The organism is Terrirhizobium terrae, from assembly GCF_030323265.1.
GTDB lineage: Bacteria > Pseudomonadota > Alphaproteobacteria > Rhizobiales > Rhizobiaceae > Neorhizobium.
The window spans coordinates 3,461,428-3,478,828 of record NZ_CP104992.1 but is presented as its reverse complement, the minus strand read 5'-3'; the positions used below and the strand labels follow the sequence as shown (position 1 = coordinate 3,478,828).

Genomic DNA, 17,401 nt, shown 5'->3' with positions numbered 1-17,401 from the left:
ATTACTTGACCGGCGAGAGATCGACCGGTGCCGGCAGGACGGGAACCGGATCTACCTTGGGCTTGTAGTCCGGGGCGATGAGGCCACCGGAAATTAGAAGTTTGGCGCCCTCTTCCGGCGTCATGTCGAGCATGATGATCTTGCTCTTCGGCACAAACATCAGGAAGCCCGCGGTCGGAACCGGCGTCGGCGGCATGAAGACGGCGACCATTTCCTCGCCTTCCTCGTTCAGCTTGGCGGCGATCTCGCCCTGGGCATCGCCAGAAATGAAAACCAGCGCCCACATGCCGGGGCTCGGGAATTCGACGAGACCGCATTTCTTGAACGAGGTAGACTGTTCCTTGAGCACCGTTTCCAGGATCTGCTTGACGCTTCGGTAGATCGTGCGCACCAGCGGCATGCGATGCAGGACGGACTCGCCGAAATTGACGATCGATCGGCCGATCAGGTTTTTGCCGAGAAACCCGATGATAGTGATGAAGACGACCGCGATCAGCAGGCCGGTGCCCGGAATAGTGACGTCGAAATAGTATTGCGGATTATAGCGCTGCGGCAGATAGGGCGTGACCCAGCTGTCGGCCCAATCGATGAAGGTGAAGGTCAGCCAGATAGTGATTGCCAGGGGCGCGCAGATGATCAGGCCGGTCAGAAAATTGTTCCTGAGCCGACCGGCCATCGAAATGCGCTCGGGGCTGTCACTCATATGATCTTCCTAGGAAATTTGGGCATTGCCGCAGTCATTTGGTGCGACAATGCCGGATGCGTTGCTGCGATGCAAGGGACCGCTGATCACTCAACGGTGACGGACTTTGCAAGGTTCCGCGGCTGGTCGACATCGGTGCCCATGAAGACTGCCGTGTGATAGGCAAGTAGCTGGATCGGCAGGGAAAAGATCATCGGTGCGATGATCTCGTCGACGTTGGGAAGCACGATCGTCGCCATCGTTTCGAGCTTGGAGGCAGCCGCCCCTTCTCGTCGGTGATGAAGATGATCTTGCCGCCGCGGGCCGCCACTTCCTGCATGTTCGATACGGTCTTTTCGAAGAACCGGTCATGGGGCGCGATGACGATGACCGGCATGTGCTCGTCGATCAGCGCGATCGGGCCGTGCTTCAATTCGCCGGCGGCATAACCTTCGGCGTGAATATAGGAGATTTCCTTGAGCTTCAGCGCGCCTTCCATGGCAAGCGGGAAGCTGGTGCCGCGGCCGAGATAGAGTACATCCTTGAAGCGCGAGAGGTCGCGCGACAAGGTCTCGATCTGCGGCTGGATGTCGTTCAGCACCTTGCTCATGATGCGCGGCATCTCGGCGAGGTGCCGGACCATCTCCTTCTCTTCGGCTTCCGTCACCGTGCCGCGGGCGCGGCCGGCAGCGATCGACAGCGAGGCCATGACCGCGAGCTGGCACGTGAAGGCTTTGGTCGAGGCGACGCCGATTTCCGGGCCGGCAAGGATCGGGAAGATCGCGTCGGATTCCCGCGCGATGGTCGATCTCGCGGACATTGACGATGGCGCCGATCTTCAGGCCCTCGTCCTTGCAATAGCGCAGCGACGCGAGCGTGTCGGCCGTCTCGCCGGACTGGGAGATGAAAAGCGCAGCCTGGGTCGGCTGCAGCGGCAGTTCGCGGTAGCGGAATTCGGAGGCCACATCGATCTCGACCGGCAGGCGAGCATAGCGCTCGAACCAGTATTTTCCGACGAGGCCTGCAAGATAGGCGGTACCGCAGGCGGAAATCGCGAGGCCGGAAAGCTTGGAGAAGTCGATCGCCACATCGGTCGGCTTTACCGTGTGGCTGGCGAAATCGATGTAATGGCTAAGCGCGTGAGAAATGATCTCCGGCTGCTCGTAGATTTCCTTCTCCATGAAGTGGCGATGGTTGCCCTTGTCGACCATGAAGGTCGCCGCCTGGGAGATCTGGCTTTTGCGGGTAACCGGACGGCCCTGGTAGTCCATCACTTCGAGGCCCGAATGGGTGATGATGGCGCAGTCGCCATCGACGAGGTAGGTGATCTCGTTGGTGAAGGGCGACAGGGCGATGGCATCGGAGCCCAAAAACATCTCACCCCTGCCGTGGCCAATGGCCAGCGGCGGCCCGAAACGGGCCGAGAGGATCGTGCCCGGCTCGTCCTCGAACATGACGACGAGCGCATAGGCGCCTGAGACGCGGTTCAACATGGCGAGCATCGCGTCGCGATGGTTCTTGCCCTCGCGAGTGTATTTGGCCAGGAGATGGGCGACGACTTCCGTATCCGTCTGGCTGGTGAAGACGGCGCCTTCGGCGATCAGTTCGTCCTTCAGGTCGGAAAAGTTCTCGATAATACCGTTGTGGACGACGGCGACGCCATCGACGAAATGCGGGTGGGCATTCACCTCGTTCGGTACGCCATGGGTCGCCCAGCGGGTATGGGCGATGCCGATCGTGCCGGGCAGAGGCTCTCCGTCGAGCTTTTTTCGAGGTTGAACAGCTTGCCTTCGGCGCGGCGGCGATCGAGCCTGCCTTCGTGGATGGTGGCGACACCGGCGGAATCATAACCGCGGTATTCGAGCCTCCGCAGCGCATCGACCAGACGCGATGCCACAGGCTCCTTACCGACAATTCCAACGATCCCGCACATATAGGCCTCTCTGTTTGATGCTTCGCCGCGAATTCCTAGCCGATCGCATCATCCGTGCAATGACTGGCGCGGTCACTTTCGATGTCTGACCGTAACGAGAAATCGTTAACGGCCTTTGCGCGCGATCCGGTGTGCCGAAACGCCTCAAACGCAAAGGGAGGCGGATTGCTCCGCCTCCCCTCAATGTCACCAAATGGCGACGATTGATTGCTACTTCTTCAGGCGGTAAGCCACCACGTAGTCGCCGCGCTGCGGGCTCTGGCGAGCGCCACCGGCGGCGATCAGCACGTACTGGCTGCCATCCTTGCCCATGTAGGTCATCGGCGTCGCCTGGGCGCCGATCGGCATGCGGCCCTTCCACACTTCGTCACCGGTCGCGGTGTCGATGGCGCGCAGGTAGAAGTCCTGCGTGCCGGCATAGAAGGTCAGGCCACCGGCGGTGGTCAGCGGGCCACCGAGCGTCGGCATGCCGATCTGCATGCCGAGCGGTACCTTGAGGCCGTTCGGCAGGACGCTGTCCTCAACGGAGCCCAACGGGCGCTGCCAGACGAGCTTGCCGGTTTCGAGGTCGACGGCCGAGAGTGTGCCCCATGGCGGCATGTGGCACGGAACGCCGAGCGGCGAGTAGAAGCCGCCGCGCAGAGCGGCAAACGGCGTGCCTTCCTGCGGATGAACACCGGCATCATGGCTCATGTTGGCCGACATTTCCGGCGATGCATCTTCGCGCAGGATGAGTTCTGCGAGCTGCGGCATGCGGATGTCGTTTATGATGCCGAGGCCACGGCTTTCGTCGATCGCCATGGAACCCCAGTTCATGCCACCGTAGAAGCCCGGGTAGATGAGCGTGCGCTCGCCCTTAATCATCGGCGTGTAGCGGCCTTCATAGCGGAGCTTCTTGAAGGCGATTCGGCATGCCAGCTGATCGAACGGGGTTGCACCCCACATGTCGGCTTCGGTCAGGACGCCACCACCGAGATGCGGCATCTCGACAGAGAAAGGCTGGGTGGCGGCAATGACGTCGCCTTCCTGATGGCTCTGCTCGACCGGGCGCTCCTCAACCTTCTTGACGGGCTTGCCGTCGCGGCGGTCGAGAACATAGATGTCGCCCTGCTTGGTGGTCTGAACGACGACCGGCGTACCGTCGGCCATGTCGTAGAGCGCCGGCTGGGAAGCGGTGTCATAGTCCCAGACGTCCTGATGGACGAACTGGAAGTGCCAACGCTCGCGGCCGGTCGCGATATCGAGCGCGACGAGAGACGCGCCGTACTTGTTGCCGGCTTCGTTGCGGTGACCGGCCCAGAAGTCCGGCGTCGCATTGCCCATCGGCAGGTAGATCAGGCCGAGTTCAGCGTCGAAGGCAGGCGTCGACCACATGTTCGGCGTGCCGCGGGTGTAGCTTTCGCCTTCCGGCGGCAGCTTGGTGATGCCCGGATTGCCGAGATCCCAAGCCCATGCCAGTTCGCCGTTTTCGGCGCTGTAGGCGCGGATAACGCCCGACGGCTCATTGGTGTCGCGACCATCGCGGACCCAACCGCCGACGATGACCAGGCCGTTGGTCACGGTCGGCATCGAGGTCGGGAAGTAGTAGGTTTCCTTCACATCGCCGAGGCCGTCCTTGAGGTTGGCCGCACCGTTTGCACCGAACTGACCGCAGGTCTCGCCGGTATTGGCGTCGAGCGCGATCATCTGCGCATCGATCGTCGTCAGGATGATGCGAGCATGGCACTGCTGGCCTTCCGGAACGACGGCGCTTTCATAATAGCCAACGCCGCGGCAACGGTTCCAGAAGGTGTTGCTCTTCGCCTTGGGGTCGAAGCGCCACTTTTCCTGGCCGGTCGTCGCGTCGAGCGAGATCACCTTGTTGAGCGGCGTGCAGACATAGATGTTGTCGCCGATCTGGGTCGGGGTGTTCTGGAACTCGGATCCCTTGACCGGCTCTTCGCCGGTGCGGAAAGTCCATGCAACCTCGAGGTTCGAGACGTTATCCGCGGTGATCTGGTTATAGGGAGCAAAGCGCGTGCCGGCGCCGCTATAGCCATAATACTGCCAGTTGGATGCGGTCTCGGACGGCTGAGCGCCTGCGCGAACTGCAACCGGAGCATCCGGACGAAGCACGCCCTGCGGCTGGAAAGCGCCCCAGAGGCCGTAGCCGAAGACAGCGATCAGCGCGATGGCGATCGCGAAGCCCGGAACCTTGGCACGGCTGCCAGCGACGGCCGGCAGAAGCAGGGCTGCGACGATTCCGATGGCGACGAAGGGTGCCAGACGCGGCACGAGGCCCCAGAAGGCGAAGCCGACTTCGTATACGCCCCAGATCGCCGTCGCGACGCCGATCGCCAGGAACAGGACCAGGCCGGACGCACTGCCGCGGAACAGAAGCAAGGCTGAAAACAGCAAAGCAATACCGGTGATCAGGTAATACCACGAACCGCCTAGAGTAATCAGATAACCGCCCCCGGCCACAAAGACCGCCCCGAAAAGAGCGAGGACGACGGCGAGTGCAATCACAAGCCATCTGCACGGCTTGTGGGAAGTGAGCTCCGCCAAGGAAATTCTCCCGTAAAAATGAGAAGGAATGTCACCGCCTGTAGAGGCGATGGAGGCTGCGCCATTTTGCGCGCTTGACAGGCAAATGACGTAATCCCGTCACGGAACTGCCGCTAAAAAGACACCAAGTCAACGACGGAACCCCCATTATTTGAGGGTCAGCTAATAACATGATATTTTTTATCATGTTATTAGCTGTACGAAAGTCGGCATCTGACGGCGCAGGATCTGCGACCGATCATCTCAAGCCCGGAAAATTGATGAAAATCAGTTACTAGCGGTGACGGGACGCCGGCGGAACGTGAAATGGATGAGTGTTGCCGACGCCGAGGCACAGGCCTCGGAGATCGACTTCACATTCCTGTGAAGGCCGCAGACCTCAGGTTTTGCTGCGGGAGTTCTTCAGCGCCAGAGCCCGTTCGCGAATCGCGATTGCCCGGTCGGGTTTGGTTTCCTGTCTCGCCCGACCGAAGGCGAGCGCGTCGGCAGGCACATTCTCGGTGATCACGCTGCCGGAGGCGATGTAGGCGCCGTCGCCGATCGACACCGGGGCAACAAGCGATGAGTTGGAGCCGACGAAGGAATTGGCGCCGATGCGGGTCTCGTGCTTGTTCACGCCATCATAATTGCAGGTGATGGTGCCGGCGCCGATATTGGCATGGGCGCCGATCACGGCATCGCCGATGTAAGTCAGATGGTTGACCTTGGCGCCCTCGCCCACCTTGCCGTTCTTCACCTCGCAGAAATTACCGACCTTGGAGCCCTCCGCCAGATCCGCGCCCGGACGCAGCCGCGCGAACGGACCGACCGTTGCGCCGGCGCTGACATGGGCACCTTCGATATGGGAGAAGGCGTGGATGATGGCGCCGCCATCGATCGTCACGCCCGGACCGAAGACGACATTGGGTTCGATCAGCGCGTCCTGGCCGATTTCCGTATCATAGGAGAGGAAGACGGTTTCCGGCGCGATCATCGAAACGCCGGAGACCATCAGCTCGTGACGGCGGCGCTCCTGCCAGAGCTTTTCGATATAGGCGAGCTCAGCGCGGTTGTTGCAGCCGGTGAGTTCCACTTCGGGTGCGTCAACCGCCACGACCTTGCCGCCGGCCGCGCGGGCGATCTCAACGAGATCGGTGAGGTAATACTCGCCCTTGGCATTGCTGTTGCCGATCTTTTCCAGGAGCGACAGGGCCTTGCGTCCATTGATCGCCATCAGGCCACTGTTGCACCAAGTGACCTTGCGTTCCTCGTCGGTGGCATCCTTCTCCTCGCGGATGGCGACGAGTTCGCCGTTCTCGACCAGGAGACGACCATAGCCGGTGGGCTTGTCGGTATGGAAGCCGATGACGACGACATCGGCGCCTTCGGCCAGCTTTTCACGCGCGGCAGCGAAGGGCGCAGCGGTGATCAGCGGCACATCGCCATAGGCGACAAGGACGTCGTCGAAACCGCCGGCGATCGCCTCGCGGGCCGCGAGCACCGCATGGCCAGTACCGAGGCGTTCCGTCTGGAGGAAGCTGCGCACCGAGATGCCATCAATCGCGCCGGCCTTGGCGACCTTTTCGGCATCGCGGCCGACGACGAGAGCCGCATCCGTCATGCCCGCCGATGCGACTGCCGCCATGACATGCGCGATCATCGGGCGATTTGCGACCGGATGCAGCACTTTCGACATGGAGGATTTCATCCGCGTGCTGTCGCCAGCGGCGAGGATGACGGCAAGGCAGGAACGGCTCATCTGAGAATCTCCTTCGGCAATTCGTCGCTGTTTATCAGCATGTGTGTTGAAGGGCGATAAACGGCTTGTATCGGCGGGAAACAAATCCGGGAAAACAGAAAGGGCGCCATTCGGCGCCCTTTCCTATCGAACTATTGCAGCGATCAGTTCGGCAGCTTGTCGTCGACGCCTTCGATATAGAAGTTCATGCCGAGCAGAACGCCGTCTTCCGGCTTTTCACCGGCAGCAAGCCAGGCCGAACCATCCTGCTTGTTGATCGGGCCGGTGAACGGATGCAGTTCGCCCGACTTGATCTTGGCTTCGGTCTCTTCGGCCATCGCCTTCACGTCGTCCGGCATGTTGGTGTAGGGCGCCATGGTGAGAATGCCGTCCTTCAGGCCGTCCCAGATCTGTTCCGACTTCCAGGTGCCGTCGAGCATGGCCTGCGTGCGCTTGATGTAATAGGCGCCCCAGGTATCAACGATGGCGGTGAGCTGGGTCTTCGGGCCGGCAGCGATCATGTCGGAAGCCTGGCCGAAAGCGAAGATACCGCGCTCGGCTGCGACCTGCATCGGAGCCGTCGTATCGGTGTGCTGGGTCAGGATGTCGACGCCCTGGTCGATCAGTGCCTTGGCGGCGTCGGCTTCCTTGCCGGGATCGAACCAGGTGTTGGCCCATACGACCTTCAGCTTGAAGTCCGGGTTGATCGACTTCGCGCCGAGTTCGAAGGCGTTGATGCCCATCACGACTTCCGGGATCGGGAAGGATGCGATGTAGCCGGCGAGGCCCTTCTTCGACATCTTCGCGGCGATCTGGCCCTGGATGTAACGGCCTTCGTAGAAGCGCGAATTGTAGGTGGCGAGGTTTTCAGCCGCCTTGAAGCCGGTCGCATGCTCGAACTTCACGTCCGGGAACTTTGCCGCAACCTTGACGGTGGCGTCCATGAAACCGAACGAGGTGGTGTAAACCATCGAGCAGCCGGAGCGAGCCATGCGCTCGATAGCACGCTCGGCATCCGGGCCTTCCGGAACGCTCTCGAGGAACGGCGTCTCGATCTTGTCGTCGAGGGCCTTCTGCAATGCCTGACGGCCGATATCATGCGCCTGGGTCCAGCCGCCGTCGGTCTTGGAGCCGACATAGATGAAGCAGACCTTCTTCTTTTCCTGGGCCGACGCGCCAGTTGCAAAGCCGCCCAACACGGCTGCCGTCGCGGCGAGAGCAATAATGAGTTTCTTCATTTTCCAACCTCTGATGGAGTATGACATTGACGTTAACGTGGTCACCGATCGGGGACAAACGGTTTTCCGAGGGATGCCGGCGTATTGATGAGCGTCATGCGACGATTATGCGAAATGATAATCAGCACGACAATAGTGGCCGCGTAGGGAAGCGCGGACAGGAGTTGTGAAGGCACACCGATGCCGAAGGCCTGTGCATGAAGCTGGCCGATCGTCACCGCGCCGAAGAGATAGCCGCCGGCCAGAAGCCGCCAGGGACGCCAGGATGCGAAGACGACGAGTGCCAGCGCGATCCAGCCGCGGCCGGCCGACATGTTCTCCACCCATTGCGGCGTGTAGACGAGCGAGAGCTGGGCACCGGCCAGGCCGGCGCACGCACCGCCGAACAGGACCGCGAGATAGCGAACCCGCACGACATTGATGCCGAGCGCATGGGCGGAGCCGTGATTGTCGCCGATTGCGCGGAGTTTCAATCCGGCCCGGCTCTTGAACAGGAACCAGCTGATGCCGATCACCAAGGCAACCGACAGGTAGAAGATCAGATCCTGACTGAACAAGACGCGGCCGAAGAACGGAATATCGGATAGCAGCGGGATGACGATCGGCTGCAGCTTGACGCCGGGCATGCCGACGAAGCTCTCGCCGAGCTGGCCGGAAAGGCCGAGACCAAGGATCGTCAGCGCGAGACCCGTCGCGACCTGGTTGGCGACCAGCGTCAGCGTGAGGAAGCCGAACAGAAGCGAGAAAAGCGCGCCGCCGGCAATGCCGGCGAGAATGCCGAGATAGGGGTTGCCGGTGATCTGCGCGGCGGCGAATGCCGATACCGCGCCCATGATCATCATGCCCTCGACGCCGAGGTTGAGGACGCCGGAGCGCTCTGTGATCAGTTCGCCGAGGGCTGCGATCACAAGCGGCGTCGATGCGGTGATGACCGTCAGGAGGATGGCTTCAAACATCAGTTTTTCGCCTCCGCGATTGCTGCCGACGGATTGAAGATCAGCCGGATCCTGTAATGGATCAGCGTGTCGCAGGAGAGCACGAAGAACAGGATCAGGCCCTGGAAGACGCGGCTGACCTTGTCGGAAATGCCGATCGACAGCTGCGCGGCCTCGCCGCCCAGATAGGTCAGCGCCAGCACAAAGCCGGAAGCGACGATGCCGAGCGGATTGAGGCGCCCGAGGAAGGCGACGATGATCGCGGTGAAGCCGTAGCCCGGCGAAATCGCCGGCTGCAGATGGCCGATCGAGCCGGACACTTCGGAGATGCCGGCAAGCCCGGCGAGCGCGCCTGAGAGCAGCATCGAGAACCAGATCATGTTCTTCGCCGAGAACCCGGCAAACCGCCCTGCTCGCGCCGACTGGCCGAGCACGGAGACCTGAAAACCCTTGAGCATGAAACGCATCATGAACCAGAGCAGGACAGCCGCTATCAGCGTGAAGATGATGCCGAGATGGGCGCGGCCGGAGTCCAGCACTTCCGGCAGCACCGCCTCGATCTGGAAACTCTTGGTCTGCGGGAAATTGTAGCCCTGCGGGTCACGCCAAGGCCCACGCACCAGCCAGTCGAGAAACAGTTGTGCGATATAGACGAGCATCAGGCTGGTCAGGATCTCGTTGGTATTGCAGCGAATTTTGAGGAAGGCCGGAATGCCGGCATAGAGCGCGCCGCCGATCATGCCCATGATCAGCATCAGCGGCAGGATCATCGGCGAATGCCATTCGGGATAGAGGACCGGGAGGATAGAGCCGGCGATCGCGCCGATGGTGAACTGGCCTTCGGCGCCGATATTCCAGTTGTTCGAGCGATAACAGATGGCAAGGCCGACGGCGATCAGGATCAGCGGCGCGGCCTTGATGACCAGTTCATGCAGCGACCAGACATCGAGCAGCGGCTCGACGAAGAACGAATAGAGCGCGCCTGTCGGGCTCTTGCCGAGTGACCAGAACATGATTGCGCCGGCCACCAGCGTCAGCGCCAGGGCGAGCAGAGGCGAGACTATTGAAAACAGGGTGGAGACCTGGGCGCGCTTCTGGAGCTCAAGACGCATAGCGCGCCTCCCCACCGGAATGGCTTTCGTGAATGCCGCCCATCAAGAGGCCGATCTGCTCCATGGAAAGATCACCCGCCGGATAAGGGGCGGACAGCTTGCCATCCGAGATGACCGCGATCGTCGTGGCGATCTCGAAGATTTCGTCGAGGTCCTGGCTGATGACGATGACCGCCGAGCCGGACTTGGCAAGGTCGATCAACGCCTGACGGATGCGGCTTGCAGCACCTGCATCGACGCCCCAGGTCGGCTGATTGATGACCAGTACCGAGGGTTGGCGGTCGAGTTCGCGGCCGACGATGAATTTCTGCAGATTGCCCCCGGAGAGCGAGCCCGCGGCGGGGTCATCGCCGCTCTTGCGCACGTCCATGACAGAACAGATGCGCCGCGCGGCCGACTGGATGGCATCCCGGCGGAGAACTGACAGGAAACCGCCGGTCAGGAAAGCCTTCTTATCCGAACGACTGCGGGCGAGCAGGAGATTATCGGAAAGCGTAAGCCCCGGCACGGCGGCGTGGCCGTGGCGTTCTTCCGGCACGAAGCCGGCACCGACCAGCCGGCGACCGTTGATCCCAAGCCGGCCAACCGCGCGGCCGCGCATGCGGATCCGCGCCTCGTCGGCAATCGGATATTCGCCCGAAAGCGCGTCAAACAGCTCTGACTGGCCGTTGCCGGCCACGCCAGCGATCGCCAGCACTTCGCCGGCGCGGACTTTCAGGGAAACGTCCTTGAGCGAAACGGAAAACGGCGTGCGCGGCGCAACCGAGACACCGTTCATCTCGACCAGAACCTCGCCGGTACCGGCCAAGCCTTCGCGCTTGACCTCGGCCACTTCGGTACCGACCATCATGCGCGCCAGAGAGGCCGGTGTCTCGCGCTTCGGATCGCAGGCGCCTGTGACCTTGCCGTGGCGCAGGACGGTGGCGCGGTCGCAGATGCGGCGCACCTCCTCGAGGCGGTGGCTGATATAGAGGACCGAACGGCCTTCGGCCTTGAGGCGCATGAGCGTCTCGAACAGGCGCTCGGCCTCCTGCGGCGTCAGCACCGAGGTCGGTTCGTCGAGAATGATCAGCTTGGGGTTCTGCAGCAGCGCGCGGACGATCTCGATGCGCTGGCGCTCACCGACGGAGAGGTCCGCCACATGGGCGGCCGGATCGAGCGGCAGGCCATAGGCTTTCGAGACGGTGGCGGTTTCCTCGGCGATCTTTGCGAGCGGCGTGCGGCTGTCGAGCGAAAGGGCGATGTTTTCGGCGACGGTCAACGCTTCGAACAGGGAAAAATGCTGAAAGACCATGCCGATGCCGCGCTGGCGGGCTTCGCCGGGGGAACCAATCGTTACAGGCGCGCCTTCCCAGGAAATGCTTCCGGCACTGGGCTCAAGCACGCCGAAGAGCATCTTGACGAGGGTCGACTTGCCCGCGCCGTTTTCACCGAGGAGCGCGTGGATTTCCCCGTGGCCGATATCGAGATCGATGGAATCGCAGGCGGCGAAGCTGCCGAAAAACTTGGTCAGCCCCCGAATGGATAGAAGCGGCTTCGCCTCCGGGCCCTCGGATACAGTCACGGATCCCCCTTCTTTAGGCACTGCCGGTCCGTCGCGGCAGTACAATTTTGTATTGCTTCAGAATTGCAAAAGCACACGCATGCCGCTTGTTGCAGCCACTTGATATTGATACCGTTTTTGCAGACTTCCACAACATCAAAGAGAGATTTGCGACAGGCTTCGCGTCATTTTCCAAGATTTGGAAAGAGCTGCAGTACGCCGCCGATGCAGTAGAGGTAGATGCCGCTGATGACGACGCCCCAGACAACCCAGTCGGGCGACTGGAAATGTACCAGCAGCGAGTATCCGCCGAGCGCGCACCAGAGCAGGCAGATGCCGAGATTAAGCGGGCGCAGGCGTTTGACGCGCACCGGATGGAGGAAGTTGATCGGCAGGAAGGTGAGGACCACCGAGAAGGTGACCACGATCATCGCGGTCGTCGCCGATGCATCGATGACGAACAGCGTGAACACGACCATGTTCCAGACGACGGGAAAACCCGAGAAGAAATACTCGTCGGTCTTCATCCCCATATCGGCATAGTAGATGGCGCTCGAAACGACGATCATGCCGGCCGCGACGAAGGACCAGGGCTCGCCGATCATGCCGCTCTGATAGAGCGCGAAAGCCGGCAACAGCACATAGGTGACATAGTCGATGATGTTGTCGAGCATGTCGCCCGACCAGTTGGGCAGAACTTCCTTGACATGCATCTTGCGGGCGATCGGCCCGTCGATGCCGTCGACCAGCAATGCCAGGCCGAGCCACCAGAACATGTCGACGAAGCGATGTTCGGCCGCCGCGACCACGCCGAGGAAGGCCAGGAAAGAGCCGGAGGCCGTCAGCAAGTGGACGCAGAAGGCGCGGATTTCCGCATAGGGGACTTTACGGTAATTGAAAATTCGTCTGAACACGCCTTGGTCCCGCTTTTCTCTGCATTTCGGATATGCGGCCAAACCGCAGATATTGCAACCGCGCCCGGAAATGGCCACAGGTTTTACGTTACAGCCCTCATAAGTGCGCGCCGATGCCCCATGGATCAGAAGCACGCGACGCTCTAGATAGGCTTCAGACAGAGAACGGGAAGCGGACAATGCAGCATTACGAGATCGCAATCGTCGGAGGCGGGTTGGCAGGGCTGGTAGCAGCGCTGGCGCTCGGACGCACCGGCCGCAAGGTTTGCCTCATTGCCGCCAAGCCGCCACACGAGGATACCCGCACGACGGCGCTGATGGATCAGTCCGTCCGTTATCTGGAGCGGCTCGGCGTGTGGGATGCGATCGCGCCTTCGACGGCAGCACTTTCCGTGATGCAGATTCTCGACGGCACGACCCGCTTGCTTCGCGCACCGCCGGCGCAGTTCCGTGCCACGGATATCGGGCTTACGGCCTTTGGCTACAACATGCCGAATACCGCGCTGGCAGCGGTATTGAACGATGCGCTTGCGGCGGAGCCCAACGTGACGCGTATCGAAAGGAACGCCGAAAGCGTTGCCGTTCAGACCGACAAGGTGACGATCTCGATTGCCGAGGGCGATGTTATCGAGGTGGATTTCGTCATCGGCGCCGACGGGCGGAATTCGATCACCCGCGAAGCGGCCGGTGTCGGCGTTCGCAAATGGTCCTACGAGCAGTCGGCCGTAGTTCTCAATTTCAACCATGCCCTTCCGCATGGGAATGTCTCGACGGAATTCCATACAGAGAGCGGCCCCTTCACCCAAGTGCCCCTGCCCGGCCGGCGTTCCAGCCTCGTTTGGGTGGTGCGTCCGGAAGAAGCTGCCCGACTGGTTACATTGTCGCCGGAGGAGCTTTCGACAGCTGTTGAAACCCGCATGCAGTCGATCCTCGGCAAGGTGACGGTGGAAGGCAAGGCGCGGGCATGGCCGCTCTCCAGCATGATGGCGGAACGCTTCGGCAGCGGTCGGGCGGCATTTATCGGTGAAGCGGCGCATGCCTTCCCGCCGATCGGCGCCCAGGGCCTCAATCTGTCGCTGCGCGACAGTATGACGCTTGCCGATCTGCTCTCCGCCGTCCGCGACCGGCCGATCGCCGCCGATGCCGGTGATCGCTACAACCGTCGGCGCAAGCCGGACGTGATGAGCCGAACCGTCAGTGTCGACCTGCTCAACCGCTCGCTGCTGACCGATTTCCTGCCCGTGCAGATGGTGCGCGCGGCCGGCATGCATGTGCTGAACGCCATCCCGCCTCTTCGCAATGCGCTGATGCAGGAAGGTGTCGAGCCGGGACGAGGGCTGAAGAATTTCGTCCGGAGCCTCGGAAAGCAGGTTGGGCGATAAGAGCCATTTCGGCTCACGTACAGCGCAGAATACTTAAAGGTTCCGCAATCAGCCGATCTGCATCAGGATCGGAAAGGTCTGCTGGAACCAGATCGCGGCATCGGTGACGATGCCGAAGATGAAGGCCAGGCCGGTGAGAATCAGGAAGACGCCCATGATCTTCTCCACCGTGCCGAGGTGACGGCGAAAGCGCGTCAGGAAGCGCATGAAGACACCGGAAAAGCCGGCTGCGATCCAGAACGGAACGGCCAGACCCAGCGAATAGATGGCGAGCAGTGTCGCTCCTCCCCGACCGTGTCGCGCGATGCCGCGACCCCGAGGATGGCGCCGAGCACCGGCCCGATGCAGGGCGTCCAGCCGAAAGCGAAAGCGAGCCCCATGAGATAGGCGCCGGACAGCGTCGCCGGCTGGCCAGTGGATTGAAAGCGCGCCTCGCGCGACAGGAAGCCGAGCCTCAAGACGCCTAAGAAATTCAGCCCCATCACAATGATGATCAGGCCGCCGATCTTCGACAGGATATCGAGATGCTGGCGCAACAGGACGCCGACGGTGGAAGCCCCTGCCCCGAGCATGACGAAGACCGTGGCAAAGCCGAGCGTGAAGAAGAAGGCCGAACGCAACACCGCCGCCCGGGCGGGGACACCTGCGCGCCCGCCTCACCACGGAACTGGTCGACGGAAATGCCTGCCATGTAACAGAGATAGGGCGGCACCAGCGGCAGGACGCAGGGCGACAGGAAGGACAGTGCGCCGGCAACCAGGGCAGTGAAAATCGATATTTCGGCAATGGACACGGAACACCCCGATCTGCAATTCTGGTCGTGCTGGTAGCGCCGATCGACGCTCAAGGCCAATCACCATTTCGAGCAGCGTTTTCCAACCACAATCGGAAAACCGCCGACAGTGCTGTTTTTGGTGTTTTTCCGGGTTGACCGCAAGGGGTGACCTGCATATGTTCCGCGCACTTTCGAGAGGCGCTTCAGCGCGTTCGCGGGAGAGCGTAGCTCAGCCGGTAGAGCAACTGACTTTTAATCAGTAGGTCCAGGGTTCGAACCCCTGCGCTCTCACCATCTCAAAATCCATATCCAATAATTTCGTACAATATTCGTGATCAGCAATGCGTAAGCCTTGCCGGAACAAGTATTAGGCCGTGGATGTTATCTCCGCCTAAGGAGTTGTCCATGAGAATCATTTTCGTCGTTCTTATCGCTTCGGTGCTGAGTATTCTGGCCTTCAAATATATGGACCGGTCAATTGGCGAATCACAACTGATGGCATCGCCGACCGAACTCTCGGCAAACAGCTGAGCGACCGGCAATCCTCTTTCGCGATCCAGTGCATGCCCACCCCATCTTTGACATAGGGAGAGTTGTGATGAGACGCAGTAACCTTCTGACCGCTTTCGCCTTGGTCGTCATCGGCGGCATCGTTCTTGCTTTTTCGGCGATGCCGCTCGGACCTTTCTCCCAAGGGAAAACCGACCGGCTGAGTGGTGACGAAACCGAAACAGCATTTCTGCCCGAACGTTTCGGCGTACCGAACAGCCAGCAGTGACACGGCAGTGATAAACGGCCCGGCATCATTTCGAATGCCGGGCCTTTTTTCAATGCACGGGCTTGCCGCCCTGCTCTTCCTCGAAGGAAACGGCGACGTCGCCATCGGCAGACAGCCTCACCTTGCCGCCTTCGATATCCGCGACCAGCTCAAGCGGAATGAAGTGATGATGCCCTTCATGGCTGCCCTCACCGCTATCCTTTTTCGTCAGCTTGATGCGGCTGCCTTCCACCCGGTCCACCGTGCCGACATGAACGCCGTCGGCACCAATGACTTCGGCATGTTCCTTGATTCTCGCTACATCGATCATGATTGATCTCCTCTGTTGCGGAAGCAGAACGTTCGGCGAGCCAGTTCGATGCATGGCCAAGCCGCGCCAGATCATCTTTTCGACACCGGGATATTATTTCCAGTTGTTTTAGACCAACCGGTCGATCCGACGCGGCCAACACCTTACGGGTATTTAAGTTTTTCTACCGTCCGTTTCATGGCATTGAGACCGAACGGATCTTTCATCGGATCGATTTGACGAGGCCAGGATTTTGAACGTCCAGCAAGACCCCAACAAGAGCGGCGAGACGCGGACGCCGGATCTCGGCGCCATTCTGGCCGGCTCCGGGCGCAGCCGCAAGCGCGGTCGCGGCAAGTGGGTTGCTATCAGCCTCGCCGTGATCATTGCAGGCGGCCTCGGTTTTTATTTCCAGGGCCAGTCCGGCCAGCAGCCCTTCGATTATTCGACGCAGGAAGCCAGAAAAGGCGACCTCTCGGTCATCGTCACAGCAACGGGATCGGTACAGCCTACCGACCAGGTGGACATATCGAGCGAGCTATCCGGCACCGTGCGCAAGGTCAATGTCAGCTATAACAGCCCGGTGAAGGCAGGCGACGTTCTGCTCGAACTCGACACGAACAAGGAGGAAGCCGATGTGCAGAGCGCCCGTGCGCAGCTCGCCTCGGCCAAGGCGAATGTATTGAAAGCGCAGGCGGAAGCATCCTCCGCCAAGATTTCGCTCGATCGCCTGACGAACCTCGTCAACAATCGCATCTCCAGCCAGCAGGAACTGGACGCCGCCAAATACAGCTACGATCTCGGCCGTCGCGACAACCGAGATCAACGAGGCCGCCGTACTGTCCGCCGAGGCGGCGCTGCGTCTCGCGGAGGTCAATCTTTCCAAGCTCACGGTCGTGTCGCCGATTGATGGTATCGTCTTGACCCGCGACGTCGACCCCGGTGCGACGGTTGCATCCTCGCTCAATGCGCCGGTTCTCTTCACCATTGCCGGCGACCTGAAGCGCATGGAATTGCAGGTTTCCGTCGACGAGGCGGATGTCGGTCAGGTACGCGAGGGGCAGGTGGCGAAATTCTCTGTCGATGCCTATCCGGACCGCAGCTTTCCAGCGACGATACAAACCGTCCGGTTCGCGTCAGAAACGGTATCCAATGTGGTCACCTACAAGGCGATCCTGACCGTCGACAACCAGGATCTGCTGCTGCGTCCCGGCATGACAGCAACAGCCGATGTGACGGTCGAAGCGGTCAAGGATGCGATGCTGATCCCGAATGCAGCGCTTCGCTATTCGCCGCCCGCTTCATCGCAGGCGCGCGGCAGTTTCCTTTCGCGCCTTTTTGCACCGCCTCGCCCGCGCGGAAACCGCAGCGAACGGGGCGAAGCCTCGGCCACAGCCGCCCGTGCCGTATGGGTGCTGCGCGGTGGGGCGCCGCAGCGCATGCAGGTCGAGACCGGCCCGACCGACGGCCAGTTCACCGTGCTGAAATCCGGCGAGGTCAAGGAAGGCGACCAGCTGATCACCGATGCGACAGCCCGCAATCAGTAAGGAGATCGC

General features: G+C 61.2%; 12 protein-coding genes, 1 tRNA gene and 3 pseudogenes. 5 read left to right on the top strand and 11 right to left on the bottom strand.

Annotated features, from left to right (window positions below):
* Position 1: 1 nt before the first annotated feature.
* From N7E02_RS25145 to pcsA, 9 genes and pseudogenes are all read right to left on the bottom strand, one after another.
* Positions 2-703 (bottom strand): DUF502 domain-containing protein, encoded by a 702-nt coding sequence (locus tag N7E02_RS25145; protein ID WP_286580390.1) that lies wholly within the window; start codon positions 701-703, stop codon positions 2-4.
* Between the two features lie 86 nt (positions 704-789).
* Positions 790-2,615 (bottom strand): annotated as a pseudogene (glmS, locus tag N7E02_RS25140) (glutamine--fructose-6-phosphate transaminase (isomerizing)).
* Between the two features lie 210 nt (positions 2,616-2,825).
* Positions 2,826-5,162 carry a membrane-bound PQQ-dependent dehydrogenase, glucose/quinate/shikimate family gene (locus N7E02_RS25135; RefSeq protein WP_286580388.1) on the bottom strand — a complete coding sequence of 779 codons (2,337 nt, stop codon included), beginning with the start codon at positions 5,160-5,162 and terminating at the stop codon, positions 2,826-2,828.
* Between the two features lie 379 nt (positions 5,163-5,541).
* On the bottom strand, positions 5,542-6,900 hold the full coding sequence (glmU, locus tag N7E02_RS25130) for a bifunctional UDP-N-acetylglucosamine diphosphorylase/glucosamine-1-phosphate N-acetyltransferase GlmU (RefSeq protein ID WP_286580385.1): 1,359 nt from the start codon (positions 6,898-6,900) through the stop codon (positions 5,542-5,544).
* 143 nt (positions 6,901-7,043) lie between these two features.
* Complete coding sequence (locus N7E02_RS25125; RefSeq protein ID WP_286580382.1) at positions 7,044-8,117, bottom strand: BMP family ABC transporter substrate-binding protein; 1,074 nt, start codon at positions 8,115-8,117, stop codon at positions 7,044-7,046.
* Between the two features lie 41 nt (positions 8,118-8,158).
* Positions 8,159-9,073 (bottom strand): ABC transporter permease, encoded by a 915-nt coding sequence (locus tag N7E02_RS25120; RefSeq protein ID WP_286580377.1) that lies wholly within the window; start codon positions 9,071-9,073, stop codon positions 8,159-8,161.
* Entirely contained in the window at positions 9,073-10,164 is a 1,092-nt protein-coding gene (locus N7E02_RS25115; protein ID WP_286580376.1) for an ABC transporter permease, read from the bottom strand. Before N7E02_RS25115 ends, N7E02_RS25120 begins: the two co-directional genes overlap by 1 nt.
* Positions 10,154-11,728: an ABC transporter ATP-binding protein gene (locus tag N7E02_RS25110; RefSeq protein ID WP_286580373.1), complete on the bottom strand. Its 1,575-nt coding sequence runs from the start codon at positions 11,726-11,728 to the stop codon at positions 10,154-10,156. Before N7E02_RS25110 ends, N7E02_RS25115 begins: the two co-directional genes overlap by 11 nt.
* A 164-nt stretch (positions 11,729-11,892) precedes the next feature.
* Positions 11,893-12,621 (bottom strand): phosphatidylcholine synthase, encoded by a 729-nt coding sequence (gene pcsA / locus N7E02_RS25105; RefSeq protein WP_286580370.1) that lies wholly within the window; start codon positions 12,619-12,621, stop codon positions 11,893-11,895.
* Positions 12,622-12,800: 179 nt separating this feature from the next.
* Between pcsA and N7E02_RS25100 the strand changes: the two genes are divergently transcribed.
* Positions 12,801-14,003 carry a UbiH/UbiF family hydroxylase gene (locus N7E02_RS25100; RefSeq protein WP_286580368.1) on the top strand — a complete coding sequence of 401 codons (1,203 nt, stop codon included), beginning with the start codon at positions 12,801-12,803 and terminating at the stop codon, positions 14,001-14,003.
* 48 nt (positions 14,004-14,051) lie between these two features.
* Here the strand turns inward: N7E02_RS25100 and N7E02_RS25095 are convergent.
* Positions 14,052-14,796, bottom strand: a pseudogene (locus N7E02_RS25095) (cytochrome c biogenesis CcdA family protein).
* Between the two features lie 200 nt (positions 14,797-14,996).
* Between N7E02_RS25095 and N7E02_RS25090 the strand changes: the two are divergent.
* The 3 genes from N7E02_RS25090 to N7E02_RS25080 all read left to right on the top strand — a co-directional run bounded on the left by N7E02_RS25090 (position 14,997) and on the right by N7E02_RS25080 (position 15,556).
* Positions 14,997-15,072: transfer RNA gene (locus tag N7E02_RS25090), tRNA-Lys, on the top strand.
* A gap of 111 nt (positions 15,073-15,183) precedes the next feature.
* Entirely contained in the window at positions 15,184-15,309 is a 126-nt protein-coding gene (locus N7E02_RS25085; RefSeq protein ID WP_286580366.1) for a hypothetical protein, read from the top strand.
* Positions 15,310-15,376: 67 nt separating this feature from the next.
* Positions 15,377-15,556, top strand: coding sequence for a hypothetical protein (locus tag N7E02_RS25080; protein WP_286580365.1), 180 nt, complete (start codon positions 15,377-15,379; stop codon positions 15,554-15,556).
* Between the two features lie 49 nt (positions 15,557-15,605).
* On the opposite strand, the gene N7E02_RS25075 is transcribed toward N7E02_RS25080, so the two are convergent.
* Positions 15,606-15,866: a DUF2171 domain-containing protein gene (locus tag N7E02_RS25075; protein ID WP_286580362.1), complete on the bottom strand. Its 261-nt coding sequence runs from the start codon at positions 15,864-15,866 to the stop codon at positions 15,606-15,608.
* A 232-nt stretch (positions 15,867-16,098) separates the two neighbouring features.
* On the opposite strand from N7E02_RS25075, the pseudogene N7E02_RS25070 reads away from it, so the two are divergent.
* A pseudogene (locus N7E02_RS25070) lies at positions 16,099-17,392 on the top strand (efflux RND transporter periplasmic adaptor subunit).
* Positions 17,393-17,401: the final 9 nt, after the last annotated feature.

Bases quoted from the DNA above. Each gene is read 5' to 3' on its own strand.
- N7E02_RS25145 (WP_286580390.1), bottom strand. From the start codon at position 703: ATGAGTGACAGCCCCGAGCGCATTTCGATGGCCGGTCGGCTCAGGAAC.
- glmU (WP_286580385.1), bottom strand. From the start codon at position 6,900: ATGAGCCGTTCCTGCCTTGCCGTCATCCTCGCCGCTGGCGACAGCACG.
- N7E02_RS25125 (WP_286580382.1), bottom strand. From the start codon at position 8,117: ATGAAGAAACTCATTATTGCTCTCGCCGCGACGGCAGCCGTGTTGGGC.
- N7E02_RS25120 (WP_286580377.1), bottom strand. From the start codon at position 9,073: ATGTTTGAAGCCATCCTCCTGACGGTCATCACCGCATCGACGCCGCTT.
- N7E02_RS25115 (WP_286580376.1), bottom strand. From the start codon at position 10,164: ATGCGTCTTGAGCTCCAGAAGCGCGCCCAGGTCTCCACCCTGTTTTCA.
- N7E02_RS25100 (WP_286580368.1), top strand. From the start codon at position 12,801: ATGCAGCATTACGAGATCGCAATCGTCGGAGGCGGGTTGGCAGGGCTG.
- N7E02_RS25085 (WP_286580366.1), top strand. From the start codon at position 15,184: ATGAGAATCATTTTCGTCGTTCTTATCGCTTCGGTGCTGAGTATTCTG.
- N7E02_RS25080 (WP_286580365.1), top strand. From the start codon at position 15,377: ATGAGACGCAGTAACCTTCTGACCGCTTTCGCCTTGGTCGTCATCGGC.
- N7E02_RS25075 (WP_286580362.1), bottom strand. From the start codon at position 15,866: ATGATCGATGTAGCGAGAATCAAGGAACATGCCGAAGTCATTGGTGCC.